The sequence below is a fragment of the Edaphosphingomonas laterariae genome, assembly GCF_900188165.1.
GTDB classification, from domain to species: domain Bacteria; phylum Pseudomonadota; class Alphaproteobacteria; order Sphingomonadales; family Sphingomonadaceae; genus Sphingomonas_E; species Sphingomonas_E laterariae.
This window is the reverse complement of record NZ_FZOS01000007.1, coordinates 158,868-172,971: the sequence shown is the minus strand read 5'-3', so window position 1 is coordinate 172,971 and position 14,104 is coordinate 158,868. Positions and strand designations below refer to the sequence as shown.

At 64.2% G+C, this 14,104-nt stretch carries 10 protein-coding genes and 1 tRNA gene; 4 read left to right on the top strand and 7 right to left on the bottom strand.

All coding sequences use genetic code 11. The features are described 5' to 3' along the window. The coding region (locus CHB74_RS08965; RefSeq protein ID WP_218821410.1) for a hypothetical protein at window positions 1-1,440 on the top strand (1,440 nt) is incomplete at its 5' end. A gap of 80 nt (window positions 1,441-1,520) precedes the next feature. On the opposite strand, the gene CHB74_RS08960 is transcribed toward CHB74_RS08965, so the two are convergent. The 7 genes from CHB74_RS08960 to CHB74_RS08930 all read right to left on the bottom strand — a co-directional run bounded on the left by CHB74_RS08960 (window position 1,521) and on the right by CHB74_RS08930 (window position 11,323). Then, window positions 1,521-2,468 carry a hypothetical protein gene (locus CHB74_RS08960; RefSeq protein WP_089219284.1) on the bottom strand — a complete coding sequence of 316 codons (948 nt, stop codon included), beginning with the start codon at window positions 2,466-2,468 and terminating at the stop codon, window positions 1,521-1,523. Continuing rightward, on the bottom strand, window positions 2,461-6,075 hold the full coding sequence (locus tag CHB74_RS08955; RefSeq protein WP_089219283.1) for an SIR2 family protein: 3,615 nt from the start codon (window positions 6,073-6,075) through the stop codon (window positions 2,461-2,463). Before CHB74_RS08955 ends, CHB74_RS08960 begins: the two co-directional genes overlap by 8 nt. Before the next feature lie 548 nt (window positions 6,076-6,623). Beyond that, a tRNA-Pro gene (locus tag CHB74_RS08950) sits at window positions 6,624-6,700 on the bottom strand. A gap of 123 nt (window positions 6,701-6,823) precedes the next feature. Next, a complete protein-coding gene (locus CHB74_RS08945; protein ID WP_089219282.1) occupies window positions 6,824-7,831 on the bottom strand; it encodes a 50S ribosomal protein L11 methyltransferase in 1,008 nt (335 codons plus the stop codon). Beyond that, on the bottom strand, window positions 7,821-8,534 hold the full coding sequence (locus tag CHB74_RS08940; RefSeq protein WP_089219281.1) for an SDR family NAD(P)-dependent oxidoreductase: 714 nt from the start codon (window positions 8,532-8,534) through the stop codon (window positions 7,821-7,823). The genes CHB74_RS08945 and CHB74_RS08940 overlap by 11 nt, the downstream gene beginning before the upstream one ends. Window positions 8,535-8,603: 69 nt before the next feature. Beyond that, complete coding sequence (locus CHB74_RS22625) at window positions 8,604-9,974, bottom strand: methyl-accepting chemotaxis protein (protein ID WP_089219280.1); 1,371 nt, start codon at window positions 9,972-9,974, stop codon at window positions 8,604-8,606. Between the two features lie 11 nt (window positions 9,975-9,985). After that, complete coding sequence (locus CHB74_RS08930) at window positions 9,986-11,323, bottom strand: methyl-accepting chemotaxis protein (protein ID WP_089219279.1); 1,338 nt, start codon at window positions 11,321-11,323, stop codon at window positions 9,986-9,988. A gap of 151 nt (window positions 11,324-11,474) precedes the next feature. Here CHB74_RS08930 and sdhC point away from each other — a divergent pair, with 151 nt between their 5' ends. The 3 genes from sdhC to sdhA are packed head-to-tail and all read left to right on the top strand — an operon-like array spanning window position 11,475 to window position 14,097. Further along, window positions 11,475-11,906: a succinate dehydrogenase, cytochrome b556 subunit gene (gene sdhC, locus CHB74_RS08925; RefSeq protein ID WP_089219278.1), complete on the top strand. Its 432-nt coding sequence runs from the start codon at window positions 11,475-11,477 to the stop codon at window positions 11,904-11,906. Continuing rightward, on the top strand, window positions 11,906-12,295 hold the full coding sequence (gene sdhD / locus CHB74_RS08920) for a succinate dehydrogenase, hydrophobic membrane anchor protein (protein WP_089219277.1): 390 nt from the start codon (window positions 11,906-11,908) through the stop codon (window positions 12,293-12,295). Before sdhC ends, sdhD begins: the two co-directional genes overlap by 1 nt. Further along, the gene (sdhA, locus tag CHB74_RS08915; RefSeq protein WP_089219276.1) at window positions 12,295-14,097 is read left to right on the top strand and encodes a succinate dehydrogenase flavoprotein subunit; all 1,803 of its coding nucleotides are present in this window, start codon (window positions 12,295-12,297) and stop codon (window positions 14,095-14,097) included. The genes sdhD and sdhA overlap by 1 nt, the downstream gene beginning before the upstream one ends. The last annotated feature ends 7 nt before the right edge of the window (window positions 14,098-14,104 follow it).

Genomic DNA, 14,104 nt, shown 5'->3' with positions numbered 1-14,104 from the left:
CCCGCTCGCCAAGCCGGAGGGGTGAGTTCAACATGGGTCACTTCTCAGTGGAAATATCGGCCCTTCCCGGGTCAGCTCTCAGTGGAAATCAACACGTGGGAGCTCGAGACGCTTGCGAACGAACTCCTCACGATCCCCAAGAGCACTTTTCAAACCTTCGATTGTCGAGACTGGAACGCGATCGGCGATCTTGTCAATCTGCTGCGCTCGATGGAAGGAGCGGAGTATCTCGCCCGTCGCGAGGATGTAAATATCTTGGTCGAACTCGGCAGGATCGGTGCTCGACAGTTCCCGTGGCAGCGGGGTTATGTCGGGCTGCCGCCTCTTTATCGGAGCGCGTTTATCTATGGGCAGGGCGAGTGCGCCGCCTATCTACAGCAAGCCGCCAATCTTACCCCCTCCGATATGACCCTTGTGGGGTTCTCGCTCCTTTCGGTCCTTTATCCGGAGCCCGGCATTCGTCCGGCCACTGACATGGACCTGATCCACGAATGGGGGATCACCCGAAACACCTTGGAGCAGACGCTCGCGCGTATTTCCCGACCTATCAGTGTCGCACGGACCCACGCAGCGGACCTTCGCGCGATGGACCTCGCGACCGCCTATAAGCCCAGCATCCTCAGGCAACATCCCTGTCTCCTTGTCGGCCATCGCGCGCGAACGATGATGGCCCCGTTGCCGGACCTGATCATGGACAGGGTAACCAACGGACTGTTTTACGATGTCGTGGGAGGTGGCGGAGCCGTTCGAGATGAGGTCGGCCGAAAGTTTGAGAGCTATGCGCTTGATCTGCTGACCCAGATGTTGCCAGCGGTCCAATTTGACCCGGAGTCAAGTTATCGCACGCCCTTGGGACCGATCGCTACCCCGGACATTCTCATGCGTGATCAGTGCGGCGCTGTTTCACTGGCGATTGAGTGCAAAGCATCGCGGATGAGCGTTGCCGCCCGCTTCGGTGAAGCACCTGGCGAAGATCGTGGATATGAGGAGATCGCCAAGGGCGTAATGCAGCTTTGGCGATTTTACGCACACAGCCGGCTCGGCTTAGCTTCGATGCGCGTGGCGGATGACGTCAGGCTTTTGATCCTTACACTCGATGAATGGTTCGCCGGACGCTCGACCATAATTCCCCAGATCATTGAGCGTGCCCATGTACTCGCCGATGCCAGTGCCCATGCCATTTCCCTGGAGGATCGCCTGCCCGTCGCATTCTGCACAATCTCCGAGCTCGAGGACGTGCTGCGAACCGCGACCGAGGCATCGCTGCTGGCAACGGTCGAGATCGCGTCGGGGGAGAGAGTCGGCTGGATCTTCTCCAGCCTTCATCAGGACGTGCAGTTCGCGAAAACCGAACCCAAGGACTATCCGTTTCAGGAAGCGCTGGGCAGCCTCCTTCCATGGTTTGGCCGGCTAAAGGATCTTGGTGACGACGAGCTTTAAGTGGCATCCTGTCATCACCTGCCAGAAGCCCGATCAACCGCTCCCCAGCTTGCCGCGCCGTTATCATGTCTGCCTCGGGACTAGCCCGGTGGTCCGGCAACCAGCGCAGGATCCCGATCATTATACGCGGCCGCGAATTCATCGTCCGTCCAGTCACCATCGCCGTAATCGGCTAGGTCGAAAAATTCCCATCCACCTTTTCCAGGAGCCATGCCAAATAGCGGCCCAACAAACGGGCAATTGGGAAGGAAGTACGCGCGAACGTAGGGGTGGCTTTCATAGTCCTTGCGGATGAAGGCATGACCGAGCGTATTGGCTATGAACCAGGGTCGGAGGGCATGACTCGCGAACTGCTGTTCGATGATCTTGCGCACATGGATGATTGCGGCCAGTGCTTCTTCTCGCAGGGCGTTCGTTGTCTCCGGGTTGAAATGTATCGATCGGTGACGCAATCCCATCAGGGCGCGGTATTCGACGACAGCATCTGGTAGCAGAATGCCCCACGCTTCGAGGGTGTCGATCGGCAAACGCCAATCATCGAAGGAATCCTTTCGATAGACCTTCTTGTATTCCGGCGTCGCTGTGAAGTGGCCGCGCATGTCCAGCATCAGGTGATTGAGGATGCGCTCGCCAAGCGCGCATGCCCCAACCAGCGCCGGATAGTAAGCGCCGATCACAAAGGCCTGCCGGACCTGATGAAACAGTGCGTTGTGATGCGCGAGTACCGAGAATGGCTTGACCCCGATCGCCACGAAATTATCGATCTTGGCATCGATGCCGCGCTCACCGAATTCCTCGATCATGCCGACGCGCGCCGCTTGCAGGTTCTGCCGGTGAAGTTCCTTCACCTGTTCTTCCCAATGATCGGGAATGTGGGGGTCGAGTGAAAGCGCCCGGCTGTCGAAATCCATGCCCCAGCTCAGATGCCGTCTGCGGCCCGAATCCACGACCAACCGCTTCTGATCGTCGAGCGACAACGTCGGGTCGACATTTTCGAAGGTTGTCCGGGTCGGTTCCGGATCACTCATACCGGGTGGCTTTCTGGTCGAGCCATTGCAGCCGGCGGTCCAGTTCGATCGCCGAGAGCGATTCAATCAGGCGATCGAGGATCTTTGGCACGCCATACAGGTCGCTGGTCGTGCCCGGGCCGAACAGCTTCCACAACAGGATGAGCGTCTCACGGGCGAACTTCTCGGGTACCCCGGACCGTTCGATCGCGTAGGTGCCGCCGTGCCCTTCTAGGAGCGTCATATGCGGTAGGAGCTGCTCGAGCGCTTCTGGAAAGGCGTCTCCGCTCTCCACGGCCAGATCAGCGAAGTGCCGGCTGAACTCCCGTTCGCGAAAGCTGCGCTCACGCGGCCAGATTGCGAGCAGGAGCGGACCTATTCCCGTCCGCCAGGCGACCGCGCGATCCTCATCGATCTGATGGATCCATTGCTTCACCAGTTCGGCCACGCCGCTGCGCAAAGCCAATGGCCCGGCGCGGAGCGCCTTGGCAGCGTCCGCGATGCCCATGCCCCAGTCTGCCTCGGTCTGTTCGCCGCGCAGAATCGAAAGCGCCGGCGCGATGATCTTGGCAGCGGCGTTGGTGAGATCATGGCCACGACCGGTCAGCTCGCCGACGCCGCGCAGGACAGCCGCGCTGAAGGTCCGGGAGGCGACCGATGAAAGGCGTGAATCGGTGACGAGAACCCGGCGTAACGCAACTGCCTCGTCGCCGTCACCCGCCAGCGCGGCCTCGAGTAACGGCGTGACGGTCTGCCCCTCAATAGTCAGCACAAATCCCGCCGCGAACACCAGTGCGCCTCTCGCCATGGCGCCCTGACGGCCCGGCGCCGTCACAGCCGCATCGAGCGCTTCCAGCAGCTCGGGACCGATCGGCTCATTCGCCTTGCGCCGGGCCTCGATGTCAATGAGCGCTGCCTGGGTCAGGCGCCCGCCCGGTGTGTTGATCAGGTCGGCATAGAGATCGCGCGTGAAATCGAGGGGCTCGGTGTCACGCGCCACAGCTGCTGTGAACAGCCTTTGCCACCAGGAGGCGATGGCGGGTTCCGCTTGGCGCGGTGAGGACCAGTAGAGATCGGCAAGTCGATCCGCGACCAGCGTCAGAAACGGTGCTTCCGCCGGTTCGAGGACGCCAAACAGTTCGACGACAAGCGGTCGGCGGTCGGGATCCTTCTCGCCTTCCGGAAAAGACAGCGCACCAATCAGGTCTCGCCATAACGGCGCATTGGCATCGTCGAGCGGCGCACCCTTGAGCGTGTCGAGCGCGCCCCTCGGGTTGGTGCGGCAAAATGCGCTCCAGCCTTGCTGTTTTTCGATGTCATGGCTGCCGAGCACTTCGCGCGCCACCTGCAACCGCTCGCCTTCCGCGGCATCGATGATCGGCTGCGCGTCGCCGACCACCATATGCACACCAGTCGAATAGGATCCAAAAAAGTCGTGGTCCTCGACACCACGCGCCAAGTAGACCCGTCGCGCCTTGATGGCGGCAAGCTCGGCCGTACCTTCGGCCGTCAGTCTTCCTGCCTGTTCGAGCATGTTGAGCCGCAGCCATACCTCCGCGTCGAGGGCATGGCTCCGCCAGTCCGCCTGGCCGTCCTCGATTGCATATCGGTCATAGTAAGCCGGCCCCTCCGTTAGGATGCGCTGTTCGACAGCCGCAACCAGGTCGGCGCGCGCATCCCCAGCGCGGTCACGCAACACGAGTGCGAGCTCCCGTCGCACCGCCCAGAAGATATCGCGCGAAAGGCCCGAGAGTCCGGCGAACGCTTCGTCGGCGTCGAACAGGTCCGCCAGACGCAAGCTGTGCAGCCAGAGCCGCGTCCCAAGGATACCGGGCATGGCCTTCCACGCCGAAGCTTGCGCACGGACCGCATCGCGGTTCGTGACGGCCGCCGGCTCAAGCAATCGTGCGAGCAACTCGACCAAGAAGATCGGCCCGTCATGATGCTCATTTTGACCATGTGGTTCGACCGACGGCACCGCCCCATCATTGCCGTCATAATCTCCCTCGATCGTACCGATATCGAGCGAAAGCCCAACTGTCGCACGCAGCCTCGCGCTGGCGATCTCGAGCAGGACCAGCGGCTGCGGCACAGCCACCAACGCGGCGACAAGATCCGATGCACCACCGCGGTCCGAAAGCGTCAGCCGCGGCCAGGCGAGGTCAGAAAGTCGCCGCGGGGGATCGACGACAGGTTCGTCATCGAAGAAAGATCTGCCGGACCGCAGTTCGAGCGCGGGGGTCAGCAGGCTCACTGCCCGTTCGAGGTCGGCGTGCAGCACGACAGGACCTTTAAGCACCTCCATCAGCGTATAGGCGCGATCTTCCCAATGGTCGCCGCGATCCGGGCGGCTGATCGTGAGAAGACGCCAGAGGCGGAGCCACAGGACCGGCGCATCCTTCACTTGCCTGATGCGCCGAGCGAGTTCGTCGGCAAAGGACTTGCCGAGTTTCTCAAGCCATTCGACGGCTCGCCGGAAACGGTCTGGCGACGAAAGATCCCTGACAAGCCAAGCAGCAACGATCCAGGATGCGTCGCGCTCAGTCCATAGTTTTCGGTCGGCAAAAAAGTCGAACCAGTCTCCGTCGATAATGGTCGGGATCGCAAGCGACCACAGATCTCGACGGCCGCTGAACAGCCATGCGGCGTGATCGAGTTCCGCGGCATCAGCGTCGGCGAAGGGCTTTGCGAGGATCGCCCGCGCCCAATCGCGCCGCGTCGCCCGCGGTCGCTCGACGAGATCCGCCAGTTTCTCAAGGTCCGGCCACAGGGCGGCATGGCTGGTCGGATTGCCAGCCCCATCGAGCTGGTATTCATAGACGATCGGGTCGACCGCAAGCGCCGCCCAGCGGACATCCGCCAAGTCGCGCGTCACCACAGCGTCGATCGCATAGACCGGGCGCAGATCAGGAAAGCGCTGCCGATCCGCTTCGAGGACGTTCAGGAAATATCGGACCGGCGCGTCACCGGCGCTATAGCCGACCAGAACGATGGTTTTGGTTCGGCATAGGTCGAACAGGAATCGCGACGCCCAGCCTGATCGCATATAGGCATCGCCATAATCGGCGCTGGTTACGACCAGCGGCGTTTCATCCAAGCCGAGGTCCGCGTCTGCGATCCGACCATGGATATGGATGATCCCGCCAAATCCGGCGCTGCCTGGCGGCGGCAGATCCTGCCCGGCGAAGCTGAAGGTGCGGACCTGCTCGACTTCCTCGGTCTCGCGCAGAGCGCGTTCGATCAATGTGTCGAAGTTGGTGGTCACGATTGCAGGACGGTTTTCGAGATCACGTGACAGCCGCAGGATGGTGCGATGATGCGAGAGATCCGCATCGACGGGTGGCTGCAACTCCCCCACGACTGCGCGAGTCATGTCGGTCGGATTGACGATCCGGCGGCTGAGCGACCCTAGCGCTTCCTCAAACCGGTTCTCATCGAACGATAATTGCTCCGACGCGCTCATATCGACGTTGAGACTGGCAAAGCAGCGCGTCACGAGCGCGCCGAACCCGGGCAATTGCGGTGCGCTCACCCCAGCACCGCACAGGAAGACGACATCTCCGGTCAGAAGAGCGTCGACCAGCTGTTCTGGAAATTCCGGCCCGGCCTCGGAAAAGCGAAGGCTCATTATACCGGTCCAGCATTTTTCAGTGGGCCGTACACATCGTGTCGCCTGTGAGGCATTGTTGCCAGTTCCAAGTCATGCGGCATAAATCACATCTCCATGCCTCATATTACCATGAGCTGGTACGGCTTAACCGGTCGAATTATAGCTTACTCACGTGCTTACGATCTGGCTGCGAAGCCAATGGTTTTTCGCTGTGACGTTCCTAAGTATGAAGCTTGCGGCAGCCCCTGTGTCTGCTAATGTGTCTTTCGGCGAGAAGACGATGAAAATCGCGCTTCGGAGTCAGCAGCTTAGGCGTCCAGCTGATTTCCTCTTCTGGCACCATTCTTCCCCAATGGGAAGATGCATGCGCAAGCACCGGAAATGCGTGGATTATGTTGCCGATCTTTCGGCACCATGACCCACGCCCGGGCGCGCTGATCAGACAGCCGGATAATGGACATCAGCCCTTCCCTGCGGCGCACGCAAGGACGCCCGGCGGCATATTGGCGGTCGGAATTTTAGGGGTGCGAAGCCACAAGCTCGCGGAACGGCATCGCGGCCGAAAATGGTCGGGGAGACAGGATTCGAACCTGCGACCCTCTGCTCCCAAAGCAGATGCGCTACCAGGCTGCGCTACTCCCCGACGCTGCGCTGCTAGCCGACCGGTGGCGCGAGCACAACTCCCACCGTACGTCTCACCGCACGGTTTCCGCCGGCGCCCACGCAGAACGCGCGGGCGGTCACCGGCAACATATGGCCCGCCGGGTCAGCGGCGGCGCTTGACGAGCCGCAGGGTCGGCCAGTCGCCGCGCACGATGCTGTCGGCGAGGCGCATGCCCTGCCGGCGATAGGCGGCGGCGACGCGATCTGCCTGCGTGTCGAGCAGACCAGCCAGAATCAGCGAACCACCGGGCATCAGCGCGCCGGCCAGCACGGGGGCGAGCTCGATCAACGGCCCGGCCAGGATGTTGGCGATGATGAGATCATAAGGCGCGCGCGCGCGCAGCCGGCTGTGGGCGAGACCCGGCGCCGTCACCAGTTCGAGCCGCCCATGGCCGCGTGCACGAATCCCCTCGCCCGCCGCTATGCCGTTCACGACGGCGTTTTCGGCCGTCACCTCGATCGCGACCGGATCGATATCGGAGGCGACGACGCGTGCCGCCGGCCACACCGAACGCGCGGCAAAGGCCAGCAGGCCCGTGCCCGTGCCGACATCGGCGACATCGGTGAAGCGACGGCCGTTGCGCTTCAGCCGGTCGATCATCTCCAGGCAGCCAGTGGTGGTTTCGTGGTGGCCGGTGCCAAAGGCGCGCCCCGCCTCGATGGTGAACACCGTCATCCCGGCGGGCGGGGTTTCGGCGGAGGCGGGCGTGCGGACATAGAAGCGGCCCGCGCGGATCGGTTCCAGCCCCGCCTGCGACAGCGTCACCCAATCCTGCTCGTCGATATGCTCGAGCAGCGGTTCGACATTCGCCGCGCTGGGCACCAGGCCCCGGATCAGCGCGATCGCGGCATCGTCGGGCCGGGTTTCGAAATAGGCGTCGAGTTGCCAGTCGTCCGGCCGGTCGGGATCGGGCTCGCTGGTCATCAGCGTCGGCGGCGGATCGAACGACAGGAGCGCCGGCACGTCTTCAGCCAGCTGCTCGCCCTCGATCTTGGTGCACGGCAAGGTCAGTTTCCAGCTGCCTTCGCGCGGAGCATCGAAGGGGAAGCCGGTGACGCCATCGCCCTTGGGCTCCTTGGTCGTGCGGCTGCGGGGGGCCCTAGCGGACATAACTGGCTCCATTGATGTCGATGACGGCGCCCGTCATCGAAGGCGGCGCATCGAGCGCGAGAAAACGGACCGCTTCCGCCACCTCATCGGGCAAGGCGGCACGGCCGAGCGGAATATCGGCGAGCAGGCGCTGCCCGCCGGGGCCGGAGAGCGTATCGCCGACGGCATCGGTCATCGTGAAACCGGGGCACACGGCAAAGGCCCATATGCCATCGGCGGCATAAGCGCGGGCGATCGACTTCGTCATCCCGAGCAATCCCGCCTTGGAGGCGGCATAATGCCAGTGATCGGCGCTGTCGCCGCGATGCGCGGCCCGGCTGGCGACGTTGATGATCCGTCCGCCGCTGCCGCGATCCTGCCAGTGGCGGACCGCCAGACGGCACAGTTCAGCCGCCGCGACGAGATTGATCTGCAGCGTGCGTGCCCAGGCCGCCGCCCAGTCACCGTCCGCCAGGTCGATCGGCGCGGCTTCGAACACACCGGCATTGTTGATCACTATGTCGATCCGTCCGTCCAGGCGGTCGAGCGCCTCGGCCCAGAGCGCGGGGGCAGCGCCGGGGCTGGCAAAGTCCGCCGCGATCAGATCGCCGCTGGCGGCCGTCGCCTGCCCGACAAGGCGCACGCCTGCCTCACGCTCGAGCCGCGCGCCGATGGCGCGGCCGATGCCCCGGCTCGCGCCGGTCAGAAGAAGGTGAAGCGACATGGACCCGCCGATAGGCGGCGGCGGGCCATGTGAAAAGCGTTTAGCGGCGGGAATGCCGTTGCGCGGGGCTCAGGCGTGGATCCGCGTCACGAACTCGCCCGCCGCGCGGGCAAGGCCGGACAGACGGCTGTCCGCAGCCTTCAGCCCGTTTTCCAGCCGTTCGATCTGCTGCGCCACGGCTTCGGTGTCGCCATGGATCAACGCCATCGTCCGGGCCGAGCTTTCGGCGGCGAGCGCGGTTTCGTCGACGGCGGCGGTGATCGAGGTGACGGTCTGCGCCTGCACCTCCATCGCCTGCTGGATCCGCCGGGCCGATGTCTGCACCTCGCCCACCGTGTCGCGGATCGAGCCATTGGCCTGCAATGTCTGGTCGGTCGCCGCCTGGATCGCGGCGATCTTCGCAGCGATATCGTCGGTCGCCCGCGCGGTCTGGCTGGCGAGGCTCTTCACCTCCTGCGCCACCACGGCGAAGCCGCGCCCGGCGTCACCCGCGCGCGCCGCCTCGATCGTCGCGTTGAGCGCCAGCAGGTTGGTCTGCCCGGCAATGTCGCGGATCAGGCCAAGGATCGATTCGATCGCCTTGGCATGATCGGACAGCGCCTCCGTTACCATCACCGCCTCGGCCGACTGCGCGGCCGCGCGGGTCGCCACGGCGGCCGCCGATTCGACCTCGCCACGCGCTTCCTCGATCGCGCGGATCAGCCCCGCTGCCGTATGCGCCGCCTCGCGCATCGCCATCGCCGATTGCTCGGACGCGGAAACCACTTCCGCCGCCTTGCCCAGCATGCCGCGCACGGTGTGCGTTGCTTCAGACGCGCTGACGCGAAGGCGCTCGCCCTCGGTCGACGCGGTGTCCACCTCCGAACCGATCTGTTCACGAAACAAGGTGGCGCCGGCATTGCGGCCGTCCGCCTGCTCGCGCTCGCGAATCGCGTTGACCAGCGCGGTCATCACCTCCGCCTCCAGCACGGCGAGGCGCATCACCACGTCGCACAGCCGCGCATAACGCGGCAGGTCGTCGCCCAAGGCGGCGAACAATAGCTGGCTTGTCCGGCGGTGCGCCGCCGACAGCGCGGCCAGCACCGTCGTCAGCGGAATCCCCCCGGCATGGGCGGACCAGGCGTGGTCGCGCGCCATATCGACCCATTGCTGGTCGGTGGCCGCCGAATATTTCCGGCGCACATAATCGACGCTGCGGGCCATCGCCCGCTTCACCTGATCGGGCGCCCAGCGCACGGCCACGTCGGCCGAAAGACGATAATGTTCCCAGAAAGTGTCGGAAATCTCGCGCTCATGCCCTTCGAGCAGCGACCACACCTCGCGGGCGTCGCGGCCGAGGGTGCCGTCCCGATCAAAATCGGGCAGGCGTTCGGCGAGCAGGATGCGATATTCGCGCGCGGGCGCCGCCCAGTCGCGGCGCGGGTTCGAAACAGCGTTCATCGATGGTCGGCTCAGGCAGCGATACGGGAAACGAACTCGCTGGTCGCGACCTCGAGATCGGTAAGCCGGGAATCAACCGCCTGGAACCCGGTTTCAAGGCGATCGATCTCGCCCGCCACGGCCACGGTGTCCGAACGGATCGCCGCGATCGTGCCCGACATCGAATCGGCGGCGAGCGCGGTTTCATCGACGGCGGCGGTGATCGAGGTGACGGTCTGCGCCTGCACCTCCATCGCCTGCTGGATCCGCCGGGCCGATGTCTGCACCTCGCCCACCGTGTCGCGGATCGAGCCATTGGCCTGCAATGTCTGGTCGGTCGCGGCCTGGATCGCGGCGATCTTCGCGGCGATATCGTCGGTCGCCCGCGCGGTCTGACTGGCGAGGCTCTTCACCTCCTGCGCCACCACGGCGAAGCCGCGCCCGGCGTCACCCGCGCGCGCCGCCTCGATCGTCGCGTTGAGCGCCAGCAGGTTGGTCTGGCCGGCAATGTCACGGATCAGGCCGAGGATCGATTCGATCGCCTTGGCATGATCGGACAGCGCCTCCGTCACCATCACCGCCTCGGCCGACTGCGCGGCCGCGCGGGTCGCCACGGCGGCCGCCGATTCGACCTCCCCGCGCGCTTCCTCGATCGCGCGGATCAGCCCCGCCGCCGTATGCGCCGCCTCGCGCATCGCGGTCGCCGACTGTTCGGCCGCCGCCGCCACTTCGGATGCCTTGCCCAGCATGCCGCGCGCCGCGACCGAGGTTTCGACCGTCTTGCTCTTCAGGTCGCGCGCATTGGCGACGGTATCTTCAAGGATGGTGACAACCGTGCCCTGGAAGCGGCTGCTGGCATCCGCGCGCTGGATCAGCGCGGCATGCCGTTCGAGATGGGTGATCTGCGCGACGATGATCTCCGCCTCGATGCACGACATGCGGTGCATGATGTAGATCGCGCGGCGGCGCACCTCGGCATCCTCGATCTCCGTGCGGAAGATCTCGCTGGCGATCTCCGCAAAGGTGATCAGCCCTTCCACCACCGTCGGCAGCGGAATGTGCAGGTGATAGATTTCGCGCGCCGGCTGGGCGGCATGGCGCACCCAGGCGGCATCCAACGGCATCGTATATTTCTGTTCGATGAAATCGATGAAGCGATCGGTACCGTCGCTGCCACCGAAATCGGTGGCTTCCCAATATTGCGTACTCGCCTGGCGGATCAGCGGCGCGGCATGTTCCCACAGGAAGCGCAGATCGGCTTCCAGCCGGCCATCGCGATTATAAAGCGCCAGCCGTTGCGCAACATCTTCTTCCGGCATCGGAATATGGACCTCGGCGGGTGTCTGCTGCGTAAAATAGCCGCTCACCATTCTCTCCCCTGCACGCAACGCGCGGATTTCACGCAGGAGCTTAGCCGGCCGTTGGTAAATGGGGGGTTATTAGCGCGGCATCGGCCCCACAAGGTTGCAAGACGGCGAGGTTCGGCTAAAGGGACCGCGACTATCGATTAGGGGGACTTCCATGTCTCGTAACGCCGCACGCCCGCTTTCCCCGCATCTCACGATATGGCGGTGGGGCCCGCACATGCTGGTTTCGATCCTGCATCGTGCGACGGGCACCGCGCTCGCCATCGGCGGGGGCGTTCTCTTCACCTGGTGGCTGGCTGCTGCGGCCAGCGGCCCGGATTATTATGAATCCTTCCGCTATTATGCAGTGGAAGCCGCCGAAGGCGACACGCTGGGTTTCGCCGTCAACGTGCTGGCCAAGATCGTCGCGATCGGCCTCACCTGGAGCTTCTTCCAGCATCTTTTCTCCGGGCTTCGCCATTTCGTGCTCGATACGGGCGCGGGTTATGAGCTGAAGTCCAACCGCATCGGCGCGATCCTGACGATCGTCGGGTCCGTCGCCGTCACCGCCCTGATCTGGGCCTATATCTGTTTCGCGAGGGGCTGATGGGAACGGGAACCGGCATCGGCCGCGTCCGCGGCTATGGATCCGCAAAGCACGGGTCGCTTCACTGGTGGCATCAGCGGCTGACGGCCGCGGGCAACCTTATCCTCGTCCTCTGGTTCGTCGTGTCGATCTTCCGGCTGCCGGTGCTCGATTATGTGACGGTCACGACCTGGCTGTCGTCGCCCTTCGTGGCGGTGGCGCTGGTGCTGCTCACCATTTCGGTGTTCTGGCATCTGCGCATCGGCCTGCAGGTGTTCATCGAGGATTATGTGCATGACGACGGCCTGCGCGTCGCGGCGCTCCTCGCCCTCAATTTCTATGCGGTCGGTGCGGCCGCGCTCGCGATCTTCTCGATCCTGAAGATCGCGTTCGGTGGAGTTCAAGGCTGATGACCGAAGCCTATAAGATCATCGACCACATCTACGACACGGTCGTCGTGGGTGCTGGCGGCTCGGGCCTGCGCGCCACCATGGGTTCGGCCGAAGCCGGCCTGAAGACGGCGTGCATCACCAAGGTGTTCCCGACGCGCAGCCACACGGTCGCGGCGCAGGGCGGCATCGCCGCCAGCCTGGGCAACAACAGCCCGGATCACTGGACCTGGCACATGTACGACACCGTCAAGGGGTCGGACTGGCTGGGCGACCAGGACGCCATCGAATATATGGTGCGCGAAGCGCCGGCGGCGGTTTACGAGCTGGAACATGCCGGCGTGCCGTTCAGCCGCAACCAGAACGGGACGATCTACCAGCGTCCGTTCGGCGGCCACATGCAGAATATGGGTGCCGGCCCGCCCGTGCAGCGCACCTGCGCCGCGGCCGACCGCACCGGCCACGCCATGCTTCACGCGCTCTATCAGCAGAGCCTGAAATATGACGCGGACTTCTTCATCGAATATTTCGCCATCGATCTGATCATGGTCGACGGCGAATGCCGCGGCGTGATCGCGATCTGCATGGAAGACGGCAGCATCCACCGCTTCCGCAGCCATTCGGTCGTGCTCGCGACGGGCGGCTATGGCCGCGCCTATTTCTCGGCAACGTCGGCGCACAGCTGCACGGGCGATGGCGGCGGCATGGTGCTGCGCGCCGGCCTGCCGCTGCAGGATCTGGAATTCGTGCAGTTCCACCCGACCGGCATCTATGGTGCTGGCGTGCTCATCACCGAAGGCGCGCGCGGCGAAGGCGGCTACCTCACCAACTCGCAGGGTGAGCGTTTCATGGAACGCTATGCCCCGTCGGCGAAGGACCTCGCCTCGCGCGACGTCGTGTCGCGGTCGATGGCGATGGAGATGCGCGAAGGTCGCGGCGTCGGCCCCAAGGGCGACCATATCTACCTGCACCTCGATCATATCGATCCGGCGGTGCTGGCGGAACGCCTGCCCGGCATCACCGAAAGCGGCAAGATCTTCGCAGGCGTCGATCTCACCCGCCAGCCGCTGCCCGTCACCCCCACCGTCCACTACAATATGGGCGGCATCCCCTGTAACTATCATGGCCAGGTGGTGACCAAGGTTGGCGACGATCCCGAAGTGATCGTGCCCGGCCTCTATGCGGTGGGTGAAGCGGCCTGCGTGTCGGTCCACGGCGCCAACCGCCTCGGCTCCAACTCGCTGATCGATCTCGTCGTGTTCGGCCGCGCAACCGGCCTGCACCTGAAGGAAACGATCAAGCCCAATTCGCCGCACAAGGATCTGCCGAAGGATTCGGCCGATTTCGCGCTGGGCCGCGTCGACAAGTATCGCAACGCCAAGGGCGGCTCGCCCACGGCCGAGGTGCGCCTCGACATGCAGCACACCATGCAGAAGCACGCCGCGGTGTTCCGCGACAGCGCACTCCTGGCCGAAGGCGTCGAACAGATGCAGAAGGTCAACAAGCGCCTCCAGGACGTCGGCCTCACCGATCGCTCGCTGATCTGGAACACCGATCTGATCGAGACGCTGGAGCTCGACAACCTGATGGCGCAGGCCGTCTGCACCATGGAAAGCGCGAACAACCGCAAGGAATCGCGCGGCGCCCACGCGCACGAGGACTTCCCCGATCGCGACGACGCGAACTGGATGAAGCACACCATCTCGTGGTTCGAAGGCTGGGGCGGCTCGGGCGGCAAGGTGACGCTCGATTATCGTCCGGTGCACGATTACACGCTCACCGACGAGGCTGAGTACATCAAGCCCAAGGCGCGGGTTTACTGAGATGGCT